The sequence below is a fragment of the Butyrivibrio sp. AE3006 genome, from assembly GCF_000424165.1.
Taxonomy (GTDB): domain Bacteria; phylum Bacillota; class Clostridia; order Lachnospirales; family Lachnospiraceae; genus Butyrivibrio.
On record NZ_AUJJ01000009.1, the window covers coordinates 142,703 to 165,682 of the forward strand.

The 22,980-nt window shown below is 39.9% G+C and carries 18 protein-coding genes; all 18 read left to right on the plus strand.

What is annotated here, in order from left to right; genetic code table 11:
* Window positions 1-5 precede the first annotated feature (5 nt).
* Genes G603_RS0106015 through G603_RS21370 form a run of 18 tightly spaced genes read left to right on the plus strand, consistent with a single transcriptional unit; the run spans window position 6 to window position 22,979 of the window.
* Window positions 6-1,190 carry a hypothetical protein gene (locus G603_RS0106015; protein ID WP_026669634.1) on the plus strand — a complete coding sequence of 395 codons (1,185 nt, stop codon included), beginning with the start codon at window positions 6-8 and terminating at the stop codon, window positions 1,188-1,190.
* Window positions 1,174-2,583 (plus strand): sugar transferase, encoded by a 1,410-nt coding sequence (locus G603_RS0106020; RefSeq protein ID WP_026669635.1) that lies wholly within the window; start codon window positions 1,174-1,176, stop codon window positions 2,581-2,583. Before G603_RS0106015 ends, G603_RS0106020 begins: the two co-directional genes overlap by 17 nt.
* A gap of 28 nt (window positions 2,584-2,611) precedes the next feature.
* The gene (locus G603_RS21360; RefSeq protein ID WP_051207540.1) at window positions 2,612-3,622 is read left to right on the plus strand and encodes a glycosyltransferase family 2 protein; all 1,011 of its coding nucleotides are present in this window, start codon (window positions 2,612-2,614) and stop codon (window positions 3,620-3,622) included.
* Between the two features lie 22 nt (window positions 3,623-3,644).
* Window positions 3,645-5,045 carry a DUF3329 domain-containing protein gene (locus G603_RS0106030; RefSeq protein ID WP_026669636.1) on the plus strand — a complete coding sequence of 467 codons (1,401 nt, stop codon included), beginning with the start codon at window positions 3,645-3,647 and terminating at the stop codon, window positions 5,043-5,045.
* Window positions 5,026-6,027, plus strand: a complete 1,002-nt coding sequence (locus tag G603_RS21365) for a glycosyltransferase (RefSeq protein WP_026669637.1) — start codon at window positions 5,026-5,028, stop codon at window positions 6,025-6,027. Before G603_RS0106030 ends, G603_RS21365 begins: the two co-directional genes overlap by 20 nt.
* A 3-nt stretch (window positions 6,028-6,030) precedes the next feature.
* Window positions 6,031-7,269, plus strand: a complete 1,239-nt coding sequence (locus tag G603_RS0106040; RefSeq protein ID WP_026669638.1) for a polysaccharide pyruvyl transferase family protein — start codon at window positions 6,031-6,033, stop codon at window positions 7,267-7,269.
* Window positions 7,270-7,271: 2 nt separating this feature from the next.
* Complete coding sequence (locus G603_RS0106045) at window positions 7,272-8,186, plus strand: alpha-1,2-fucosyltransferase (RefSeq protein WP_026524647.1); 915 nt, start codon at window positions 7,272-7,274, stop codon at window positions 8,184-8,186.
* 58 nt (window positions 8,187-8,244) lie between these two features.
* Window positions 8,245-9,054, plus strand: coding sequence for a DUF4422 domain-containing protein (locus tag G603_RS0106050; RefSeq protein ID WP_035792237.1), 810 nt, complete (start codon window positions 8,245-8,247; stop codon window positions 9,052-9,054).
* 25 nt (window positions 9,055-9,079) lie between these two features.
* The gene (locus G603_RS0106055) at window positions 9,080-10,912 is read left to right on the plus strand and encodes an aminotransferase class I/II-fold pyridoxal phosphate-dependent enzyme (RefSeq protein ID WP_026524645.1); all 1,833 of its coding nucleotides are present in this window, start codon (window positions 9,080-9,082) and stop codon (window positions 10,910-10,912) included.
* A gap of 11 nt (window positions 10,913-10,923) precedes the next feature.
* Entirely contained in the window at window positions 10,924-12,177 is a 1,254-nt protein-coding gene (locus tag G603_RS0106060) for a CDP-glycerol glycerophosphotransferase family protein (RefSeq protein WP_026524644.1), read from the plus strand.
* The gene (locus G603_RS0106065) at window positions 12,174-14,939 is read left to right on the plus strand and encodes a YidC/Oxa1 family membrane protein insertase (protein ID WP_026524643.1); all 2,766 of its coding nucleotides are present in this window, start codon (window positions 12,174-12,176) and stop codon (window positions 14,937-14,939) included. The genes G603_RS0106060 and G603_RS0106065 overlap by 4 nt, the downstream gene beginning before the upstream one ends.
* Before the next feature lies 1 nt (window position 14,940).
* Window positions 14,941-15,879, plus strand: a complete 939-nt coding sequence (locus G603_RS19440; RefSeq protein WP_051197914.1) for a LicD family protein — start codon at window positions 14,941-14,943, stop codon at window positions 15,877-15,879.
* Window positions 15,880-15,903: 24 nt separating this feature from the next.
* Window positions 15,904-16,629, plus strand: coding sequence for an IspD/TarI family cytidylyltransferase (locus G603_RS0106075; RefSeq protein WP_026524642.1), 726 nt, complete (start codon window positions 15,904-15,906; stop codon window positions 16,627-16,629).
* Between the two features lie 29 nt (window positions 16,630-16,658).
* Complete coding sequence (locus G603_RS0106080; RefSeq protein WP_026669639.1) at window positions 16,659-17,720, plus strand: NAD-dependent epimerase/dehydratase family protein; 1,062 nt, start codon at window positions 16,659-16,661, stop codon at window positions 17,718-17,720.
* Between the two features lie 36 nt (window positions 17,721-17,756).
* On the plus strand, window positions 17,757-18,536 hold the full coding sequence (locus tag G603_RS0106085) for an ABC transporter permease (RefSeq protein WP_026669640.1): 780 nt from the start codon (window positions 17,757-17,759) through the stop codon (window positions 18,534-18,536).
* A gap of 23 nt (window positions 18,537-18,559) precedes the next feature.
* Window positions 18,560-19,519, plus strand: a complete 960-nt coding sequence (locus G603_RS19445) for an ABC transporter ATP-binding protein (RefSeq protein WP_081667357.1) — start codon at window positions 18,560-18,562, stop codon at window positions 19,517-19,519.
* 12 nt (window positions 19,520-19,531) lie between these two features.
* The gene (locus G603_RS0106095; protein WP_026524639.1) at window positions 19,532-20,371 is read left to right on the plus strand and encodes a LicD family protein; all 840 of its coding nucleotides are present in this window, start codon (window positions 19,532-19,534) and stop codon (window positions 20,369-20,371) included.
* A gap of 55 nt (window positions 20,372-20,426) precedes the next feature.
* Window positions 20,427-22,979: a CDP-glycerol glycerophosphotransferase family protein gene (locus G603_RS21370; RefSeq protein WP_051207542.1), complete on the plus strand. Its 2,553-nt coding sequence runs from the start codon at window positions 20,427-20,429 to the stop codon at window positions 22,977-22,979.
* Window position 22,980: the final 1 nt, after the last annotated feature.

Here is a 22,980-nt window from a genome sequence, read left to right on the forward strand (position 1 = left end):
GGTTTATGAGTATTACTTCAAGATATAATAACTTTATATCGCGGTTTTCGCCCATCAGGAATTTTGTATTTTATCTGATGCTTACCACAGAACTTCTTATGGCGATTTATGAGAGAAGCGATCTGCCGTTGTCTACTCCAAGTTATGTTTTCAGGGCTACATTTCTGATGACAATGGTGGTTATTCTGCTGACGGAGTATTCTGCAAAAGAGTGGATTGCTATCGGCATAACCGCAGTTTTTACATTTTTTTGTTACAGGGTATGTGGGAACAATGACCTTCTAAGAGTGTCGATGTTTGTGATTTCCTGTAAGGGAGTGAATATTAAAAAGGCCCTTAACTACTTTTTTACAGTAAGCTTTATCGGATATGCGGCTATCTTTGTGGCAGCACTTACAGGAATTTACGGCAATATAAGCATCACGGATTATTTTGGAAGGTCAGTTGGAACTGAGACCAGGTATTCCTTTGGATTTGGGCATCCCAATACGGTTCACAGTGTATTGTTTGCTCTGTCCATGCTTGTGATGTATCTCCTTAAGGATGAAAGCAGGAAAAAGAGGAAGATAGCAGGCAGTATAATCCTTGTACTGAATATATTGCTGTTTGTTTTTACGGATTCAAAGACCGGTTTTTTTATAATCATATTTATGTTGATAGGTCTTATTCCGTCGCTTTTATCAGATGATGAGAAGCCGGGGATTTATTATGCTATTGGCGTTGCTGTAAGCGGATTGTCTGTAGTTTTATCTGTTGTTGCAGCAGCTGTAAGTCAGTATGCTTTCGAAAATCCCTTCAGTTTTTCTGCAGCAATTGACAGGATGCTTACCGGACGTATTATAGCTTTTTATGGGAACACACCTGAACATAAGGGCACGATTTCAAGCTGGACGTTGTTTGGAGATTCCAACAGCGGTGAGACGTATTTTGATATGGGATGGGTTAGGCTGTTTTACTGGTATGGAATAATACCAGGTATCATCGTGACAGTGATTCTTTTTATTCTGCTTTACAGAATGTACAGACAAAAGGATTACGACACTTTTGTGATGCTTGTTTCGATGTTTTTATATACAATAGTAGAGGCGACGTTTGTTTCGTCATATATCGGCAGGAATTTCATGCTTATGATTTGGGGGGCTTACATATTCTTAGCATGTCGGGAGGAAAAAGATGCAGGGGAAAGATAAGTATTTATTGACGTATCTACTTTGGGGAATAGATATGATCGCAATAGGACTATCATTTGTTATTGCGACCTATGTCAGATATTTTAACTTCAGAGATATGAGGGATAAGTCTACCCATTTCTATATCTGTATCGTGCTGATACTTGTTGGTACCGTATACAACTTCGCACTTGATTACAACAGAGATTTTATTAAAAGAACGGTTTGGCGTGAAGGTACAGCTGTTTTCAAATATGAGATTGCTTTAATTATCGGAACAATTGCAATCGCATATGGATTGCAGCTGGCAGAACAGTTTTCACGTCTTGTTATGTTCTATTTTGGAATCATAGATTATCTGATGACACTTTTGTTTCACCAGCTTTTCAGAAGTATGCTGAAAACCTATTGGAAGAGCGGAGATTCAGCGGTTAAACTTTTGGTGCTGTCTGAAAAAGAGAATCTCATGTCAACCATCAGGCATCTTCAGCACAGAATTGAGATCAACTATTCAATAGTAGGTGCAGTGTGTCTTGATGAGGATATGACAGGAGAGGTTATAAGAGGAGTAGAAGTCATTTCAAACAAAGACGATTTCATAGAGAAGGTTACATCTATTCCTCTTGACGAGGTGTTCATACATACTCCGAATATTTCCCAAAAAGCTCTTAATGATATGATAGAAGCTTTGGGAGATATGGGCGTTACAGTTCACTATTGTATAGAACTTCCCGGTATTTCAGGAAGTACAGAGGTGGGAACCTTTGGAACCTATTCAGTTGTATCATATATGAACGGAACAGGACGCTACAGAGCCCTTATTTTAAAGAGAGCCATGGACATTCTTGGTGCTCTTGTGGGACTTGCGATTACTGCTGTAGTCACTCCTTTTGTTGCTCTGGCAATTAAGCTTGATTCTCCGGGCCCGGTATTCTTTTCACAGGTCAGGATCGGCAGAAACGGAAGACGCTTTAGAATCTATAAATTCAGAAGTATGCGTACTGATGCTGAGAAGATCAAGGAAGAGCTTCAGGATCAGAATGAGATGAGTGGTCTTATGTTCAAGATGAAGGATGATCCCAGAGTTACCAAGGTTGGCTCTTTTATCAGAAAGACCAGTATCGACGAGCTTCCTCAGTTCTGGAATATTCTTAAGGGTGACATGAGCCTTGTTGGAACAAGACCGCCCACTGAGAAGGAATTTGAGGAATATAATCAGTATTATCGCAGAAGAATCAGTATGACGCCAGGACTTACCGGTATGTGGCAGGTCAGCGGAAGAAGCGATATCGATGATTTTGATGATGTTGTTAAGCTTGACCTTCAGTATATTGATAACTGGTCCCTTGCGCTTGATATAAGAATTCTTATTAAGACCGTGGGAGTAGTATTGTTCGGAAGAGGCGCAGAATAATCTTTTACCGGGAGGAAATATAATATATATGGCAAAAGAGCTCATAAGTGTCATTGTGCCTGTGTATGGAGCAGAGGCTTATCTTAATAAGTGCGTAAATAGTATTATCAACCAGACTTACGAGAATCTGGAGATAATACTTGTTGACGATGGCTCCAAGGACAGGAGCGGCGCTATGTGCGATGAATTTGCAGCCCGCGATGACAGAATAAGAGTTATACATAAAGAAAACGGCGGCCTCATGAGCGCTTGGATGGCAGGAGTAGAGATATCTACCGGAGCATATCTGTGTTTTGTAGATAGCGATGACTGGATAGAAAACGAGATGATTTCTGACATGGCATCGTATATCCGTGGTAAGGGAGAGATTATCTGCAGCAACTGCCTTTTTGAGCATGACAACGGCAAGCTTGATCCTATTTATCATGGAGCAGCTCCGGGTGAATACACAGGAGAAACCCTGGACAAAGAGATAAAAAAAAGAATCCTTGGCAATGAGAACAGGATCATCACAATGTCCAGATGTATGAAGCTCACCAGCAGAGAGCTCATTACTGATAATATGGTGTACTGCGATAAGAGAGTCAGGATGGGGGAGGATATGAATATCATGCTTCCTGCAATTCTCGATGCAACTCGTATCTATGTTATGAAGGATGCCTGCTACTATCATTATTACTACAATGATGAGTCCATGGCCCATGGGTATGATGCAGGGCTGAATGATAATATTGAATATCTTATGGATGCAGTCAGAAAAGTCTTTGCTGATAAATACGATGGTCCTGATGCAGAAGAGCTTATTGAAAAAGAAAATCTTTTTCTTTTCATGTTCCAGATAAAGAATGAATTAAAGAACAGTGCTCCTGACACTACGGGAAGAATCCTTAAGCTGCTTTCCGATTACAATATCAAGGCACGGGTTATGAAAACACCTCTTGTTGTAAAAAACAAGGTTAATCATTTATTATATTTATTAATGAGACATCCGGGAAGGTTTATGGCCTTTGTCGTTGAGACCGGATTCAGATTTAGATAATGTTTTTGGGGGGAGCAGGTAAATGGCAGCAAATTCAGAAATGAAAAAGAAAGAAAAGATGGGTGTATCTGCCGGTCTTTTTAATGCTGCTACAATACTTTGCTTTATCTCTATTCTTATATATGAATTTCTCACTCCGATGATGATGGATGATATGGGATATTTATCTGAGGTAAAAAAGGCAGGTTCATTTTTTGATCTTTTTGCTCAGGAGAAGGCCCAGTATCTTCGCTGGACCGGACGTTCCGTGGCCCATCTTATGGCCCGCATCATCATGTATATCGATTATCATTTTCTGTCAGGAAACAGGATCTTTTTCAATATTCTTGCAGCCTGCGCTTTTACAGTGCTGACTCGTCTTATCTACAGTAATATTCGCAGAAAAACTAAATATGATGTTTTGGGCTATGTGCTTATAGTTTTGCTCCTTTGGATTTTTGGAATATCCTTTGCTCAGACCATTCTTTGGGAGACCGGAGCCTGCAACTATCTTTTGACCACCACAATAATTCTGGGCTTTATGACCTGTTTTAGAAAAAATGTTGAAAAGCTTTTGGAAGGCGGAGCTGATGATAAGGCTTATCTTAAGGCTGCTGGACTTTTCGTATTCGGAATCATTGCGGGATGGTGCAATGAGAACACCAGCGGTGGATGTCTTTTGTTCATATTGTTCTTTACATACCTGTATTACAAAAAGGAGAAAAAAGTAAAGATATGGATGATCTTTGCCATACTTGGAAATATAGCAGGTTTGGCAATGATGGTTCTTGCTCCCGGTAATGCGCTTAGAGCTGCATACAGAGAGGAACTTCATAGCGGTATTTTGGGCATGGCTGCAAGATTTTTAAATATCACCCTTGTTGTAAGGGATGAGATGTTTGTTCTTCTGGCGGTGCTGATAGTTCTGATTGTATTTTTGAGGGTATACGGGAAAAGCTTTGAGCAGATATATGATGTGCTCTTATTTGCAGCTCTTTCTCTTATCACCACCTATAGCCTTGTGTTGACTGTTACTCCGCAGAGCAGAGCGCTTTTTGGTGCGGGTATTTTCCTCATAATCGCTGTAGTGCAGGCCTTTAATTATACCTATGACGGTCCTGACTGGACAGAGGTTATACGTAGGTCCGTTATTTATATTGCCTGCCTTTACATGTTTTTTACTTATCTTTCAAGCGGCGCAAGTCTTGCCAGGATATACAGAGAAGAGCAGGAAAGATATGCATATCTTGAGGAATATGCCAAGACCGGGGAAAAGGATGTGGTTGTGCCTAAGCTTAGACCACAGTTTGAGACCAAATACTCATCTGCCTATGACTGCGATATTACCGAGGACTGGCAGTACTGGGTAAATGTTATGATGGCAGAGTATTATGGCTTTAATACACTTGTTGGAGTGGACAGAGATGAATGGACAGAGTATTGAGATAAGTATAATAATACCCGTCTATCAGGCTATTGAATCCCTGGAGAAGTGTGTATCTTCTGTCAGGGAAGCGCTGTCATACTGGGAAGAAGTAAATAATTTGCATGGAGTTTCTCAGATTATCCTGGTGGATGATGGATCATCAGATGGAAGCTCTGATTTATGTGACAGGCTAAGTGGCGAGACTTTGATTGTAGTTCATACGAAGAATTTTGGCGTATCCCACGCAAGGAATGTGGGAATGAAACGCGCAGAGGGCAGATATATTTCCTTTGTGGATTCAGATGATACGGTTCAGAAGGAGTATATTCAAAAGCTCTTTGAAACAGCGAAGTCTTCAAATGCACCGATAGCAGACATGATGGAGGGCAACTTTGAAAGTGCCCTCAGCGGTTATGATTACATCGAAAAAGCAATTCTCTACAGAGATACTCACGTATGGGGAAAGCTTTTTCTTGCAGAGGCGGTAAAAACAGCCGGTGTTAAATTCAAAGAGGGTCTCACAATAGGAGAAGATATGCTCTTTCTTACAGAGCTGGCATTAAAAACAGGTGATGCGACTATAGCAGCATTTGTAACACCTGTTTTGTATGACTATCTTGATAACGATCAGGGAGCCATGAAAAAGAGCTTTAAGGAGAGCTATTTAGATCAGCTGACCTGTTGGAGAGAAGCCGAAAAGCTCCTTAAAGGAAGCGGTCACAAATTCAGCACAGTCGCCTATGACAGACTCTCCGAGATTCAGATGATGTCAGCAATGCTCGTTGCAGGTAAAATCGCCTGCATGGATGATGCATCAAAAGAAAGCGCTGACAGGGATCTGATAAATATGGCGCTAATATCCTGCAGAGAGATGATTGACAGTGCAGAGCATATTGGAAAGGGCTTTAGCAGATTGTCAGCAGGCTATAAGCTGAAGGTTTTACTGTTTAAGATAAGTAAGAAGGCTTATCTTGGATTCTATGGAAAGTGGAAAAGTTAACGAATGGGAAACACAGATAAGAAACAATTGCTATTTTATATGCACGCAGGTAGCGGCAATCATGGATGCGAGGCCATAGCTGTCAGCACTCTTAAGCTGATGGAGGGCAATGCAGCTCTGAATAATTATGATACACCTGTTATAGCATCTAATGATATCACCCAGGATGATATGTATGGACTTGGCAACCTGGCTACCACAAATAAGTGCAAGCTTGTAGAGGACAGACATATAGACAGGGATTTCATTGCCCATGTGCTTTACTATGGCTATAGAAAAATAACAGGCGACGCTGAATCCTTTTACAGATACAGATATAAGAATGTACTTAAAACTTATAATTATAAAAAGGGAGACGTGGCAGTTTCAATAGGCGGTGATAACTATTGTTATCCTGATCTCATCAAAGATCTGGTGTTATCTCATAATGTTTTTCGCGGACTTGGAATGAAGACTGTGCTTATGGGATGCTCTGTTGAGCCGGAGACTGTACCGGGACTTATATTGGACCTTAATGCCTACGATAAGATAATCGCAAGAGAGACCATCACCTACGAGGGACTCCTTAAGGGAGGTGTGGATAAGGATGCTCTTTTGCTGTGCCCTGATCCTGCCTTTGTTCTTGATCCTGTAAAGGTGAATCTGCCTCAGCTCTTTAACGAGAGGAAGGTTATCGGACTTAATGTAAGCCCTATGGCTGCAGGCAAGGAATCAAGCGCCGGCATAACCCTTGATAATTACAGGGAGCTGATAAGCTATATAATAAATAACACTGACTATGGCATTGCTCTCGTTCCCCATGTGGTATGGAGCAGCAATGATGACAGGGAACCTCTTACAAAGCTTTATAACGAATTTGCAGGAACAGATAAAAAAACACCTGTTGCAGACAGAATAACACTGATAGATGATATGTCTGCAGGAGAGCTTAAATATGTGATTGGCAAATGCGAAGCCTTCGTGGGAGCAAGAACCCATTCCACAATTGCGGCTTACTCACAGGCAGTTCCCACATTGGTTCTTGGGTATTCTGTCAAATCCAGAGGAATAGCAAGAGATCTTTTTGGAACAGAGGAAAACTATGTAATTCCTGTACAGTCTCTTGAGAAGAAGGATGACCTTTTAAATAAATTCCAGTGGATTATGGAAAATGGAAGCAGTATCAGAAAGACGCTGCAGGACAAGATGCCGGATATCAGGGAAAGAGCAAAAGGCAATGTAAGCTTTTTGGATGAGGTATAGGAATGCTGATTATAAATATCGCCGGCGGTCTTGGGAACCAGATGCAGCAGTATGCACTTTACAGAAAACTTCTAAAGGCCGGAGCGGATAATGATATAAGACTTGATGCATCCTGGTTTGAAGCGGATAGTCAGAAGGGAGTCCTGGCAAAGAGAGAATTAGAGCTCCGATATTTTGAGGGACTTCCCCTTCCTCTTTGTACAAAGGAGGAGAGAGCGGCTTTCCTTGACAGAAATGTTGTAATGAAGGTCGCATCAAAGCTTTTACCCGGGATGAATGTCAGATTCACAGAATCAAAGATGTATCACCCGGAAGTGTTTGAGCTTAAGAATAAGTATATAGAAGGTTATTTTGCCTGCCAGAAGTATTATGACGATATTATGGACGAGCTCCGAGAACTTTTTGTTTTTCCTGCAAATCCTGATGAGGAGCTTCATAAGCGTAATCTGGATTTAATGAAAGAGATGGAGCAAAGAGAGAGCGTAAGTGTTCATATCAGGCGAGGAGACTATTTAGACCCTGAGAATGCAGCTCTTTTTGGCGGTATATCAACAGATGAATACTATGAAAGCGCTATGAATTATTTCATGGAAAAGAATCCTGATACACATTTTTATATTTTTACAAATGATCCCGAATACGCAAGACAGAAATATGCTGCCAGGAACAGATATACCATTATTGATCACAATACAGGCAGGTATTCGCTTCTGGACATTCAGCTCATGAGTCATTGCAGGGGGAATATCTGCGCAAATTCTACTTTTTCATTTTGGGGAGCCAGATTAAACGGCAGAAAAGACAAGGAAATGATACGAACTTTTACCATGAGAAACAATCAGCCCTGCGACCCTGAACTTATGCATGACTACTGGAAGGGGTGGATTTTAATAGACAAGGATGGAAAAGTACGTTAAAATAATACGATTGTAGTGCAATTTACAATGGGTACTACTGGGAGAGAGTTTTTTATTCATGTCTGAGATAAAGATAGTTGTTGCGACTACAACTAAATATAGGATGCCTGAAGATCCGGTATATATGCCGCTTCAGGTGGGGGCTTCTTTGAGAAAGTCCGTAATATCCGAATATACTCAGGATAATACGGGAGATAATATATCTGTTAAGAATGCAAGATACTGTGAGCTTACTGGGCTTTACTGGGCTTGGAAGAATCTTGATGCGGATTATATCGGACTCGTTCATTACAGAAGATATTTTGCATCTCCTCAGGCCAGATCTGACTTGGATCCCTTCGATCAGATTGTGGGCGGAGAAGAGGTAAGACGCCTTATGCAGAAATACAGTGTAGTTGTCCCAAAGAAGAGGAAATACTACATAGAGTCCATAGAGTCTCACTATGCGCATACACACTACAAGGAACAGCTTGATGATACTTATGAGATCATCAAGGAGAAATATCCTGAATATGTGGAGTCCTACGATAGAGTAATGGGGCAGACTTCGGGTCACATGTTTAATATGCTGATCATGAGAAGAGATATTCTGGACAGATACTGTACCTGGCTTTATGACATACTGGGCGAACTGGAGAATAAGGCTTCAGTCCGAGACCTTGACTCATATCAGGGAAGATTTATCGGAAGAATCGGAGAGATAATCTTTAATGTATGGTTGGACTATGAAGTCAGGCACGGATTTATTCCTGAATCAGAAATAGCTGAACTTCCGTGTGTTCACATCGAGAAGGTTAACTGGTTCAAGAAAGGTGCTGCATTCCTGGCAGCTAAGCTTTTCCACAAAAAATATGATCATAGCTTTTGATTGAATATATTTAAGGAGAATTAAAATGCAGGGCATTATATTGGCAGCTGGTATGGGTAAGCGATTAAAATTCCTTACCAATGACAATACAAAATGTATGGTTAAGGTAAATGGAATTACCATGATCGAGCGATCCCTTAGGATTCTTGATAAAAAGAATTTATCCAGGATAGTTATCGTTGTTGGTTATAAAGGTAAGGAACTTATAGATTACATTAACACATTGGGGATTAATACTCCCATAGAGTTTATTGATAATCCTGTGTACAACAAAACAAATAATATTTATTCACTGGCTCTTGCAAAGGACTATCTGTGTTCTGAGGACACACTTTTGCTTGAGTCTGATCTTGTTTTTGAGGAAAGTGTAATAGATGCACTTTTGGATGATGACAGGCAGACACTTGCTTTGGTAGACAAGTTTGAAAGCTGGATGGACGGAACGTGCATGGAGCTTGATGACGAAGACTGTATTACCAACTTTATCCCGGGTAAATATCTTCGATTCTCGAAAAAAGACAATTACTATAAGACAGTAAATATTTACAAGTTCAGTGCATCTTTTTCAAAGAATACATATGTACCATTCCTCACGGCATATGAGAAGGCTATGGGAGAGAATGAATACTATGAATCTGTTATTAAACTGATATCACTGCTTGAGACAAGAGAGATAAGAGCAAAAAGACTTGAAGGCCAGGTTTGGTATGAGATAGATAATATTCAGGATCTTGATATCGCCGAATCTCTTTTTGCTTCATCGGAAGAGGATCATTTTGATAAGATTGCTTCCAGATATGGTGGGTATTGGAGATATCCTAAAATGATCGATTTTTGCTATTTGGTAAATCCCTATTACCCTCCTGTTAAGATGATAGATGAAATGAAGTCCAATTTCACAGAGCTTCTTACGCAGTATCCTTCAGGAATGGCAGTAAATTCTTTAGCAGCTGCAAGCTCATTTGGAATCAGACAGAATCACATAGTTGTTGGGAATGGTGCAGCAGAGCTGATCAAGAGTCTTATGGAAAAGCTTTTGTCAGATACAGATAAGATAGGCTGTGTATACCCGACATTTGAAGAATATCCAAACAGATACGACAGAGATCGGATATTGAGTTACGTTCCACAAACTGAGGACTACCATTATACTGAGGATGATCTGATAGAATTCTATTCAGACAAGGAAATAAATGCGCTTGTACTGATCAACCCGGATAATCCCAGCGGAAATTATATAAGCAGAGATGGAGTTCTCAAACTTATTGAGTGGGCAAAGAACAAAGGAATCGTATTAATAATAGATGAGAGTTTTGTTGATTTTGCTGATCTGAGCGGAGAGGAGACTGTGACAGATCTCACTATTTTAAAAGAAGATATTCTTGCACTTTACAACAGACTTTATATAGTAAAGAGTATTTCAAAATGCTATGGAGTTCCCGGAGCAAGATTGGGAATCATGGCAAGTTCAGATGAGGATACAATCTGTTTTGTTAAGAAGGATGTTGCCATTTGGAATATTAATTCCTTTGGTGAGTTTTTCATGCAGATAAAGGAGAAGTATGACAAGGATTACTTCAAATCTCTTGAAAAGGTGAGAAACAGCAGAAAGAATCTCATGAATGCTCTGTCTGAAATAAAATATATTACACCGTTTTCATCCCAGGCTAATTATATTTTATGCAGAATAGAGGGTGGAAAGAGTTCAAGAGAGATTGCCATGAAACTTCTTGAAAACAATTTATTTATTAAAGATATCACTCCAAAGATAAACGATGGTAAACAGTACGTAAGAATTGCCGTAAGGAATGAGGAGGATAACGGAAAGCTAATAGACTTACTTAAGAGTTTTGAATAAGGAAGTAAGAAATGAGAATGATGTGTTATATAGATCCTGGTACTGGTAGCATTCTTTTTGCGGTGCTTATCGGTATTCTTGGAGCTATAAGATATGTGATCAGAATAGGAATCGTAAAGCTGAAATTTATGCTGGGCGGTGGAAGGGTAACTGACAAGAACACGGAAGAAATTCCATTTGTCATCTATTCTGATAATAAAAGATATTGGAATGTTTTTGAGCCCATATGCAGAGAGCTGGACAAAAGGGGAATGAAGGTTGTTTATATGACTCAGTCGCCTGATGACCCGGCTCTTACTAATCCCTACGAAAATATTAAAGGGGAGTTTATTGGCGAGAACAATAAGGCATTTGTTCGTCTCAATTTCTTAGAGGCGACAATGGTTTTATCTTCCACGCCGGGACTGGATGTTTATCAGTGGAAGAAATCCAAAGGCGTAAAATGTTACGTTCATATTTTGCATGCTGCAGGTGAGGTGGTGCTGTACAGAATGTTCGGCATCGATTATTATGATGCGCTTCTTTTGTCCGGCGATTATCAGGTTGATGAGGTAAGACAGCTTGAAAAAATGCGTAATCTTCCGGAGAAGGAATGCTGTGTTGTAGGTCTGCCTTATATGGATGAAATGGTTAAGAAACTGAAAGACAGCGGACCGGCAGAGCCTCATGAGAGGACAGTTTTGTTAGCACCGTCCTGGGGCCCCAGCGCAATTTTTTCAAAGTTTGGCGGCGATATTATAGGCAAACTATTGGATACAGGATATCACGTTATTGTACGTCCTCATCCACAGTCATTTGCGTCAGAGACAGAAATGATCGACAAAATAATGAAGATGTATCCGGAATCTGATCAGCTTGAGTGGAACAGGGATGTTGACAATTTTGAGGTATTAAAGCGTTCAGATATTCTTATTTCGGATTTTTCAGGTGTTACATTTGATTTTGCCCTTGTTTATGATAAGCCCATAATCTATGCAGATACTGAATTTGACACTGCACCTTATGATGCATGGTGGCTTAAAAAAGAAGTATGGACTCTTACAGCGCTTCCCAGAATTGGCATGAAGCTTACTGCTGATAAGATGGATTCTCTTAAGGAAATGATTGATACATGTATAGAGGATCCAAAGTATGAGGAAGGTCGCAGGCAGGTGAGATCCGAGACATGGTGCCACTACGAAGAGGGTACCAAGCGAACAGTTGACTGGCTTATGGCAAAATATGATCAGCTTGCAAAGGAAAGTGAACAGGTAGTAAATAAATGAGTGTTTCAGAAATAATATATTCACTACTCATTAGTCCCTTAAGGATTTTTTTTGAGATAGTTTTTATAACAGCTAATAAGATTGTCGTAAATCCGGGATTATCCATAATTGCGTTGAGTCTTGCCATTAATTTTCTGGTTCTTCCGCTTTATAAGAGAGCCGATGCTGTCCAGGAGGAAGAGCGCGATACAGAGGACAGACTTCACGATGGAATAGCTCATATAAAGAAAACATTCAAAGGCGATGAGCGTGTAATGATGCTTCAGACATATTACAGACAAAACGATTATCGTCCTACGGATGTATTTAAGGGTTCGATTTCGCTTTTCTTGGAAATCCCTTTTTTTATTGCTGCATATCAGTTTTTGTCTCATCTTTGGATACTACAGGGTGTGTCTTTTGGTGTAATAGGCGATCTCGGTAAGCCGGATGGCCTTTTAAGCATCTTTGGACTGAATGTCAATCTTCTTCCGATAATAATGACAGGAATCAATCTGATTTCCTGCGCGATCTTTACGAAAGGCTATCCGTTAAAGACCAAAGTTCAGTTATACAGCATGGCAATCTTTTTCCTGATCTTTTTGTATGATTCACCGGCGGGGCTTGTCTTTTATTGGACTTTGAACAATTTGTTCTCTCTCATAAAGACCATATTTTATAAACTGAAGAATCCCAAGAAGGTTCTTTCTATATTGTTTGCGATAATAGGAACTGTGATTATAATTTACGGAATAGGTTTCTACTTCGACAGTAACTGGCATCACAGAGCATTTGTAGAATTAATTGGTTTAGCATGTTTTTGCCCTTTTTTATTATATGTATTTAAGCGAAAAGTGAATTCTGAGGTTGCTATAAAAATTCGTGGAACAGCTAATCCCAAACTGTTTTGGGCTGGAGCGGTTTATTTAGTTATGCTTATTGGTGTTGTTATTCCGGTTTCTGTAGTGCATGCTTCACCCCAGGAACTTGTGGATATTAATTATTTTGTTCATCCGCTTTGGTATATTTGCAGTACTTTTTCTGTGGCTATTGGTACATTTGTAATATGGATGGGAGTTTTCTACTGGCTTGCAGGGAAAACTTATAGACCCATATTTGACAAGCTTATGGTTGTCTTAAGTGTAGTAGCGACATTAGATTTCATGTTCTATGGCAGAAATCTTGGAACTTTGTCATCAGAGCTTGAATTTGAAGAGGGGCTTGAGTTTTCAAAGTTTGAAAAGATTTCCAGTCTCCTTGTGATTGTACTGGTTACTGTGTTAGTGATCTTTGTGGTAAAAAAATTCCAAAAGGTATGCCTGTCAGTACTTTCAGTAGCAATAATGGCACTTGCAGTTATGGCTGTAATTAATATGTCATCAATCCATATGTCTGTTGCTGAACTTGATGATGAAGTAAAGCATGCGGCGGAGGATACGCCGGAGTTTAATTTATGTAAAAGCGGTAAGAACGTAATAGTGTTCATGCTTGATCGTGGAATGAATTCGTATTTTCCGTATATTCTCAAGGAAAAGCCTGAGCTCAGGGAGATTTTCTCGGGATTTACGTATTATCCCAATACCATTTCCTTTGGCCCAAGTACCAATTTTGGTACTCCTGCGCTTTTTGGAGGTTATGAATATACCCCTGCTGAACTTAACAAGAGAGATACAGAGCTTCTGGGGGATAAGCATAATGAGGCACTTAAGGTTATGCCGGTGCTGTTTGACGAAAATGGCTACGATGTTACGGTGATAGATCCGCCATATGCCGGATATTCCACTTATGCTGATCTTTCAATATATGATGATTATCCGAACATAAAAGCATATCATGCCAAGGGTAAGTTTATGCAGACGGAAATAAAAGAAGGCATTGTTGATCGAAGAAAGTCGGATTTTTTCTGCTATAGTCTGATGAAATCCATGCCCGTGATAGTTCAGCCTTCTCTTTATAACAGTTCTAACTATAATAGATATGATGATCCCTCAATCCCCGGCAAACAGAGTGTGGAAGGTCTCTCTGTGTCGAAGGGTATTAGTACAGAGTTCCTTGAAAGTTATACTGTACTGCAAAATCTCAGTAATATCACACATATTACAGAGGAGGGCGATACATTCATGATGATTGATAATGAGACGCCCCATCGTCCTCATATGCTAGGAGAGCCTGATTATTCAGTAGAGGCACTTGTGGATAATACAGAGTATGATGCTGAAAACACAGACAGATTTACTGTAGGCGGGCAATCTATTTTGATGGATACCGGCAGAAGAATGGCTCATTATCATGTGAATATGGCATCCATTCTTGAGATAGCTGAATGGATTAAATACTTAAAAGAAAATGGAGTATATGATAATACAAGAATTATCATAACCTCTGATCATGGACGTTCACTTCATCAGTTGGATAATCTGATATTGGATGATGAAGGTAAAATGTTAATGGACGCTCAGTTCTATTACCCGCTTTTGCTTTCAAAAGATTTTGACGCTGATGGTGAAATAAAGACGAATGAAGAGTTTATGACAAACGCTGATACGCCCGTTCTTGCTGTCGATGGAATAATTGATGAGCCAACAAATCCGTTTACGGGAAAGACTATCAATGATGACGAGAAATATGCCCATGATCAGTATATAATTGCCTCTAAGAAGCATAATATTCACGAAAACAACGGTACTCAGTTTATTCCATCCATGTGGCTATCGGTACATGATGATATGCGAAAAAAGGAGAACTGGAGTATAGTCCAGAAAAAGGCTGTACTTCCCTATTGATATGGCTGATAAAAGTAATGGTGTAAAAATAGGTGCTGAAGATAAAAGGCATTTTTTTAAGGTCGGTTTCAGAGGTGCTCCTGGTACATTTGAACTGAGCGATGAGCATCTTAAAAAACTTCAGAGTACTCTGCTTGAAATGCTTAAGGATTTTATAGAAGTCTTTGATGGCGAGGAAATCTTTTACACACTGAGTGGAGGAAGTGTTCTTGGTGCAATCAGGCATCAGGGGTTTATTCCCTGGGATGATGACATAGACATAAATATGCCAAGGAAGGACTTTGAGCACTTAAAAACGGTGTTTGATAAAAGACTAGGTGATAAATATGTACTCTGCAGCCCTGAATCCGGCAGGGGCTATGGCATGTCACATGTGCAGATAAAGAAAAAGGGCACCGTATACAAAGCTTTTAATGAGCTTACAATGGAAGATACCGGGATATTCATAGATATTTTTGTTCTTGAGAATACTTATGATAATATAGTTAAAAGAAATATCCATGGTATAATATGTCTTTTCTGGGGATATCTTCTTACCTGCAGAAAGACAGCAAGAGATTGGAAAGAGTTGTTACCGTTTCTTGTAAATAATGAAGAACTGAAAAAAGCTTATCTTAAAAAGAAGAGAATCGGGTCTTTGTTTAATTGGAGAAGTCTGGACAAAATGGCTAAGGATACGATTTTCTGGTATTCTTTGTGCCGAAAGGGCAATACGGAACATGTTTGTATTCCCAGTGGAAGGAAGCATTTCTTTGGAGAAATGTACAGACGGGAGGATATGTGCGAATCCCGTGAAGCCGTTTTTGAAGGTATGAAGGTAAGAATTCCCAAGGGAACAGAGACCTATATGGAGATTCTCTACGGCAGTGATTACATGAAGATTCCGCCGGTAGAGAACAGAGAGATACATTCAGCAGTTGAACTTAGTTTTGGTGAATAATTTTTTTATTGAAAGTGAGGAAGTATGGCAAACATAGCAATTATTATCGCAGGCGGATCAGGACATCGTATGCAGCAGGACATTCCCAAGCAGTTTATCAATGTATATGATAAACCGGTGCTGATCTATACATTAGAGGGCTTTCAGAAGCATCCCCAGATAGATGAGATTGAGCTTGTGTGCATAGATGGATGGCAGGATATGGTTTGGGCTTATGCCAAGCAGTTCAATATAACCAAGCTTAAGTGGATCGTTCCCGGCGGTAACAGCGGTCAGGAGTCCATCAGAAACGGTGTCTTCAACTTAGAAGGTAAGGTTAAAGACGACGATACTATCATCATTCACGACGGAATCAGACCTCTTGTAGATGAGATGGTTCTTTCAGACGTTATTGTAGTATGCCAGAAGTATGGCAATGCTGTAACATCCCTTCCTTACAACGAGCAGATTTTTGTGGTAAACGAGGAAGATGAAAGTACTACCAAGAAATTCATTCCCAGAGAGACTCTCAGACGAGTATCTACTCCTCAGGCTTACAAATTCGGCAAGCTTGACTGGGCTTACCACGAAGCCTTCGAGAAGGAGATAGGAATAAAGGGAAGTGCTTATACCAATACTATGATGGTTGAGCTTGGAGAGACTCTGCACTTTGCAGCGGGCTCAGATAAAAACATCAAGCTTACAACCAAGGATGACCTTGAGATGTTCAAGGCATACCTTAAGTCAGATAAGGACAACTGGCTTAAATAATCTGATACTACACACGGAGACGGATTACTATGAAACTTAGTGAAAATGCAAAATATTTAGAGGATGTGGCTTATGTCGCAGGACTTGATATCCCCTGGGAAAAGCTGAACGGAAAAACTGTGGTTTTATCCGGGGCAACAGGTCTTATAGGAAGCTTCCTGATAGATGTTTTGTTGCAGCGAAATGAGAAAAATGGCGCAGGCATTAAGATTGTTGCACTTGGCAGAAGCAAGGAGAGAATCTATAGCAGATTTGGCTTTTCAACCGACAATGAGTTTTTTATGGCCATAACTCAGGATGTAAATGATGATATCAATACTGAGCTAAAGGAAATCAAAGCGGATTATGTGCTTCATCTTGCAAGTAACACTCATCCTCTTCAGTATTCTACAGACCCTATAGGAACTGTTATCACGAATATCATCGGTCTTAAAAATATGCTTGATTATGCTGCAGACTCTAAGGCTGCACGTTTTGTATTTGCTTCATCCGTAGAAGTGTATGGCGAAAACCGCGGCGATACAGAATACTTTGCAGAGGATTACCTTGGATATATTGACTGTAATACCCTTCGCGCAGGATATCCCGAGAGTAAGCGTGCAGGAGAGGCTCTCTGCCAGGCATATATGAAGCAAAGAGAGCTGGATGTGGTTATCCCCAGGTTATCAAGAACCTACGGACCGTCAATGCTTAAGAGCGATACCAAGGCTATTTCACAGTTCATCAAAAAAGGTGTAGAGGGCGAAGATATTATCCTTAAATCTGAGGGCACACAGCTTTATTCCTACAGCTATGTGGCTGATGCGGTAAGTGGTCTTCTGTACTGTCTGTTCCTTGGAAAGAGCGGAGAAGCATACAATATCGCTGACCCTGATTCAGATATAACACTTCGTGATATGGCAAAGCTCATCGCGGAATACACAGGAAAAGAAGTGGTATTTGAGATTCCGGATGCCACAGAGGCAGCAGGCTATTCAAAGGCAACAAAGGCTATCCTTGATTCTACGAAACTAAAGGGACTTGGCTGGAGCGCTGCTTATGATATGAAAAAGGGACTTATCAGAACAATAGATGTTTTGAGGGAAATATAAAAAGCGAAGATGTTGAGGTAGAAGAGAACTAAAGATATGTTAAAGAAATGGATTCATAGAGCAAAAAAATATGAATTTCTTTTTTCAGAACTTGTAAAAAGAGATTTCAAGCAAAAATACAAGCGTACATCATTGGGTATGCTTTGGAGTATTCTTTCACCGCTTATGACATTGCTGGTAATGAAAATCGTATTTACGGAGTTTTTTGGAAGGGATACACCGCATTACACCACATATCTTTTTAGTGGTAACCTGGTAATGGCGTTCTATAAGGAAGCTACTAAAAATGGTATGAACTCCCTTGTCAGTAACAGGAAAATAATAGATAAGATAAACATTCCCAAGTATTTGTTTTTGTTATCAAAGAACGTATCTGCGTTAGTAAACTTTTTAATTACGCTGGTAGTTTATTTTTTGTTCTGTGCTTTCGATGGAATTGCATTTGGACCGAGGATGCTGATGCTCCTGTATCCTATAATTACATTGACGATAATGAACATTGGCATAGGAATGATACTGTCTGCACTGTTTGTCTTTTTCCAGGACATGAGGTATCTGTATGACGTATTTTTGACACTTCTTACATATCTCTCAGCTATATTCTACAGAGTAGACAGATTCAGTGAATCTATACAGAGCTTGTTTTTATTGAATCCGGTATATGCGAATATTAAGTATTTCAGAACTGTTGTAATAGATGGTATTATTCCATCACCCGCTTATCATCTGCTTCTTTTATTTTATGCATTCTTCTTTTTAATACTGGGAGGGATGATCTATAAGAAATACAACAGAGAGTTCATTTATTATTTATAAGCATGCATTGAAAAGAGGTTTTAATGAGTAAATCAGCTATAGAATGTAATGATGTGAGCATTCGCTATAAAACTGGAAATATAAAATCAGCCGGGCTCAAGGATTTCGTAATAAAGAGAATGACAGGCAAAATAAAGGTTAAGGAATTCTGGGCTGATAAACATATAACATTTTCTCTCGAAAAGGGTGATATGCTTGGAATTGTCGGTACAAACGGAGCAGGAAAAAGTACCTTGCTAAAGGCTGTTACAGGTATTCTTGCACCGGCAAGCGGAACAGTGAAGACAAGAGGGAACATTGCAGCTCTTTTGGAACTATCAAGCGGTTTTGACATGGATCTGACTGTCCGCGAAAATGCGTACCTCAGAGGAGCTATGCTTGGTTATACCCGTGAGTTTATGGATCAGAAGTATGATGAAATAATTGAGTTCGCAGAGCTTGAAAAATTCCAGGATTATACATTCAATCAACTTTCAAGTGGAATGAAGAGCAGATTGGCATTTTCTATTGCCTGCTTAATCAATCCTGAGATAATCATTTTGGATGAGGTACTTAGCGTAGGTGATGGTGCATTTCGCAAAAAGAGTGCCGAAAAAATGAAGGAAATACTAAATGGTGGTATTACAGGAATATTGGTTTCCCACTCAATTTCACAGGTAAGGGATCTCTGCAATAAAATCCTTTGGATTGATCATGGAAATCAGATAATATTCAGCGATGACGCGGAATATGTTTGTAATGCATACGAAGAGTTTCTTGCAACCAAGAAGCTTCCTCACAATGAAGAAGAGATAAAAGCTCTTGCGGATGCTTTTGAGGTAAGACATGCAAAGTCCATGCGTGAAGAGACCAAGAAGGAAACAGAGAGAATTCTGAAGATCCTACAGGAAGGTGAGACTGAGCCTGCTGTTGAAGCTGCCCTGGCAGTTCTTAGGCAGAACAGACCGGAAGCACTTAAAGCTGCATACAGGAAGATGATATAAAGGGAGGATCAGATGGCGGTGGATTCTTCTAATCCAGGCAGGCAACTTACTCTGCAGGAGATAAAAGATACTGAGCTTAATATACTGCTGGAATTTAATAAAATATGCGATGAGAATGGCTTCACATTTTATCTGTGTGGCGGTTCTCTTTTGGGCGCAGTAAGACATAAGGGCTTTATTCCTTGGGATGATGATATAGATATATGTATGCCAAGACCCGAATATGACAGGCTGGCAGCACTTGTAAGGGAACAGAAGCTTAATAAGCCGGATTGGCTTGAAATTGTATGTTATGAAAACGGGACATCAAGGTTTCCATTCATCAAGATTCTTGATAAGAGAACCATAGTCAGAAATGAATTTTTCAAGGATAGTGATTATGACAATGTATGGGTGGATCTTCTTCCTGTTGACGGACTACCGGATGATGACGAAGAAGTCCGGGTGCTTTATCAGAAAATGTTCAGATACCGCAAACTTGTACAGATGAAATATATAAGGCCTTTCAAGGCAAAAAGTTTAGCCAAGATGATCACAAAGCCTTTACTGGCTATGTTTGCACAATTGATAAATACCGACAGATATAATAAAAAGCTTGTGGATGCGGCAAGGTACAATGGCTTTGATGCATCAAAGCGCGTGGGTATAGTCACTGAAGGGTTATATGGAGTAAGAGAAGCTATTCCGAGAGAAGCATATCTTAAATCTATAGATGTGGAATTTGAAGGTCATACTTTCAAAGCTACATCATATTGGGATGAGTATCTGCATAATCTGTTTGGGGAATACATGACGCTTCCGCCTGTTGAGAAGAGAAAAACCCATGAGATGAAAGCATACCGAATAGAATGATAATGAAACCCGTTCATTGTTAAGGGTGACACTGTTAGTTACGAAGGGATAATAAATGAGTTTTTTTGAAAATAAAAGGGTAAGTGGTAAAAATGTAATAAGGAGCAGCCTTCAGACCAATCATAGTATGGCTGGCGATGTTAAGAGATGGCTTACCAGGAAAATCATGTTTCCTGCAATATATCATTTTTATGCACTCAGACCCATTAAGCAGAATAAGGTTATTTTTCTTGAGATTAGATTTTCAGAACTGACAGACAGCTATGAGCAGATTTTCAATGAACTTGTAAAGAATTACAAAATGGATATTCATTGTCACTTTTTCCAGCTTGGAATAGTGACAAAGAGCATGGAGCTCAAGAAGCAGATAGATTTTGTTAAGGATGCAGCTACTGCCAAGTATCTTGTTTACAATGACAGTATCGATGTACAGGGATGCTTTAAGGTTAGAAAGGGCACAAAAGTACTTAATACGTGGCATGCTGCCGGTGCCTTTAAGAAGTTCGGATTGAGTACCATTAACAAAATATATGGAGGAACAGCAAAAGAAAGAACATCTTACAGATTACATCCTGATTATGACATGGTAACTGTAAGTAGTCCTGATGTAGCGTGGGCATATATTGAAGCCATGGGCATGGATAAGCATCCGGAGTGTGTTCAGCCTGTGGGAATCAGCAGAAGTGATGTTTTCTATCAAAAAGATTTCATTGATGCTGCATTTAACCATCTTTACGATGTTCTTCCTCAGGCAAAGGGCAAAAAGATAATTCTCTATGCACCTACATTCCGTGGTACACCAAGAAAAGCTATAACTCCTGATATGCTGCAGATAGGTGCATTTTACGAGCATTTCCATGAGGACTATATCCTTATTTTTAAGCATCACCCCATGGTGAGATTGAAGCCTACGATTCCTACGGATTACAGCAAATTTGCCGTGGACCTTACAGATTTGATGAGTATTTCAGAGCTGCTTTGCGTATCAGACATATGCATAACAGATTACTCATCTCTGATATTTGAATTCTCACTGTTTGAGAGACCAATGCTGTTCTTTGCATATGATCTTGCAAACTATTTTGACTGGAGAGGCTTTTACTATAATTTTGATGAGCTTACTCCCGGACCGGTATGTTACACCAATTCTGAGATGATCGATTACATTGAAAACATCGAGGAAAGGTTTGATAAAGAAAAGGTTCATGCTTTCAGAGAGCGTTTCATGAGTTCCTGTGACGGACATGTTACGGAGAGAATTATTAAAGAGTTTTTCGGTCCTGAAATGGAAGCCTTCAGACGAGATACACCTCTTGAAGGGGATTATCATACGCTGCCTGAGGTTAATGGTCTTCCAAGAGACAGAGACAAGCGCTTTGATAAAATGATGAAGGTCATGAAGATTGGCCAAAAAGCCTATGCAAAGGCTGCCAAGAAACCTGTGATTGAGAATAGAATTGCTCTTCTTGCTGCAGAGGGCGTAGATTGGGATGTATTTCTTGGTCTGGAAAAAGCCCTTAAGCAGTCAGGTAGAGAGTACGATATCATTCGGGATATTACTTTCAATGAAAAGAATACTCCCGGTTTTATGGAGAAGCTTGCAGGGGCATCTCTTGTCGTTTGTGCAGGTGAGCCCTATATCATGAGAATGATAAAGCTTAGAGCAGAAACTAAGCTTATGCAGATATGTCCTGAATTGTTGCCTATATATCCCAGATGGATAAACTCCAAAGAGGTGAGAAGTGGTTATAATGTCAGGGAATGTGAGAATTTCCCGATTAATTCAGCTTATGATGCTATCCTTGGTGGGGCAAAGCAGGATAATGAGTTATTTGGAAGAAACTATAAACTTACAGAAAATGGCAGTATCTATAACGTTGGTAATATTGTAACAGATCTGCTTTTTGATGATGAGTTTAAAGCCAATGCCAGAAAACGTCTTGATACGATCTGCCCTTATGCAACAGGGAAAAAGGTCATTTTGTTCTTATGCAAGGACAGAGACCCGCTTGCAGTATATCTGAGTAATGTAATGACACAGCTCCATGAAGAGTTTGCCAGAGACAGCGTATGCGTAGGATTTGCCTGTGATGGCCGTCCCGGAAGAAAAATGGAGATATCAGAGTATCTTGAAGGATTTGGATTTGATCCCAGATATGTGCTTGCCCAGAGAGTAGCGCAGCAGGATGCAGACGCCCTTGATTCTGATGAACTTCCTGATGAGGCAGCAGGTGCGAGAATGGATAAGATAAACTGGAAGAAGTTCCCGCCACTTACTGTAATGGAAGCTATTTCCTGTGCAGATGTAGTTGTGGGTGACTATACCAGTTATATGTTGGCTGCAGCTGTTTGCAAAAAGCCGCTGTTTTTGTGGGCACCTGACAGAGTGACCTATGGAAGAGAACAGGAGATGTACCTGGATTATGAGGAACTGCTTCCCGGAATATCCTGCAGTAATGGCCACGAACTTGTGAAAAAGATAAAAAATATCGATAATTACGATATGAGTATACTGGATAAATTCCGTGAAAGATTTTTCTCTGATTGCGACGGACATGCATCCGAAAGAACCGAGAAAATAGTGAAAGATATTATGAAAATAAGCTGAT

Coding starts and splice junctions, on each gene's coding strand:
- G603_RS0106015 (WP_026669634.1), top strand. CDS start 6: ATGAGTATTACTTCAAGATATAATAACTTTATATCGCGGTTTTCGCCC.
- G603_RS0106045 (WP_026524647.1), top strand. CDS start 7,272: ATGCTGATTATAAATATCGCCGGCGGTCTTGGGAACCAGATGCAGCAG.
- G603_RS0106085 (WP_026669640.1), top strand. CDS start 17,757: ATGTTAAAGAAATGGATTCATAGAGCAAAAAAATATGAATTTCTTTTT.
- G603_RS0106075 (WP_026524642.1), top strand. CDS start 15,904: ATGGCAAACATAGCAATTATTATCGCAGGCGGATCAGGACATCGTATG.
- G603_RS19445 (WP_081667357.1), top strand. CDS start 18,560: ATGAGTAAATCAGCTATAGAATGTAATGATGTGAGCATTCGCTATAAA.
- G603_RS0106065 (WP_026524643.1), top strand. CDS start 12,174: ATGAGTGTTTCAGAAATAATATATTCACTACTCATTAGTCCCTTAAGG.
- G603_RS0106020 (WP_026669635.1), top strand. CDS start 1,174: ATGCAGGGGAAAGATAAGTATTTATTGACGTATCTACTTTGGGGAATA.
- G603_RS0106095 (WP_026524639.1), top strand. CDS start 19,532: ATGGCGGTGGATTCTTCTAATCCAGGCAGGCAACTTACTCTGCAGGAG.
- G603_RS21370 (WP_051207542.1), top strand. CDS start 20,427: ATGAGTTTTTTTGAAAATAAAAGGGTAAGTGGTAAAAATGTAATAAGG.
- G603_RS0106080 (WP_026669639.1), top strand. CDS start 16,659: ATGAAACTTAGTGAAAATGCAAAATATTTAGAGGATGTGGCTTATGTC.
- G603_RS0106040 (WP_026669638.1), top strand. CDS start 6,031: ATGGGAAACACAGATAAGAAACAATTGCTATTTTATATGCACGCAGGT.
- G603_RS21365 (WP_026669637.1), top strand. CDS start 5,026: ATGAATGGACAGAGTATTGAGATAAGTATAATAATACCCGTCTATCAG.
- G603_RS19440 (WP_051197914.1), top strand. CDS start 14,941: ATGGCTGATAAAAGTAATGGTGTAAAAATAGGTGCTGAAGATAAAAGG.
- G603_RS0106030 (WP_026669636.1), top strand. CDS start 3,645: ATGGCAGCAAATTCAGAAATGAAAAAGAAAGAAAAGATGGGTGTATCT.
- G603_RS0106060 (WP_026524644.1), top strand. CDS start 10,924: ATGAGAATGATGTGTTATATAGATCCTGGTACTGGTAGCATTCTTTTT.
- G603_RS0106050 (WP_035792237.1), top strand. CDS start 8,245: ATGTCTGAGATAAAGATAGTTGTTGCGACTACAACTAAATATAGGATG.
- G603_RS0106055 (WP_026524645.1), top strand. CDS start 9,080: ATGCAGGGCATTATATTGGCAGCTGGTATGGGTAAGCGATTAAAATTC.
- G603_RS21360 (WP_051207540.1), top strand. CDS start 2,612: ATGGCAAAAGAGCTCATAAGTGTCATTGTGCCTGTGTATGGAGCAGAG.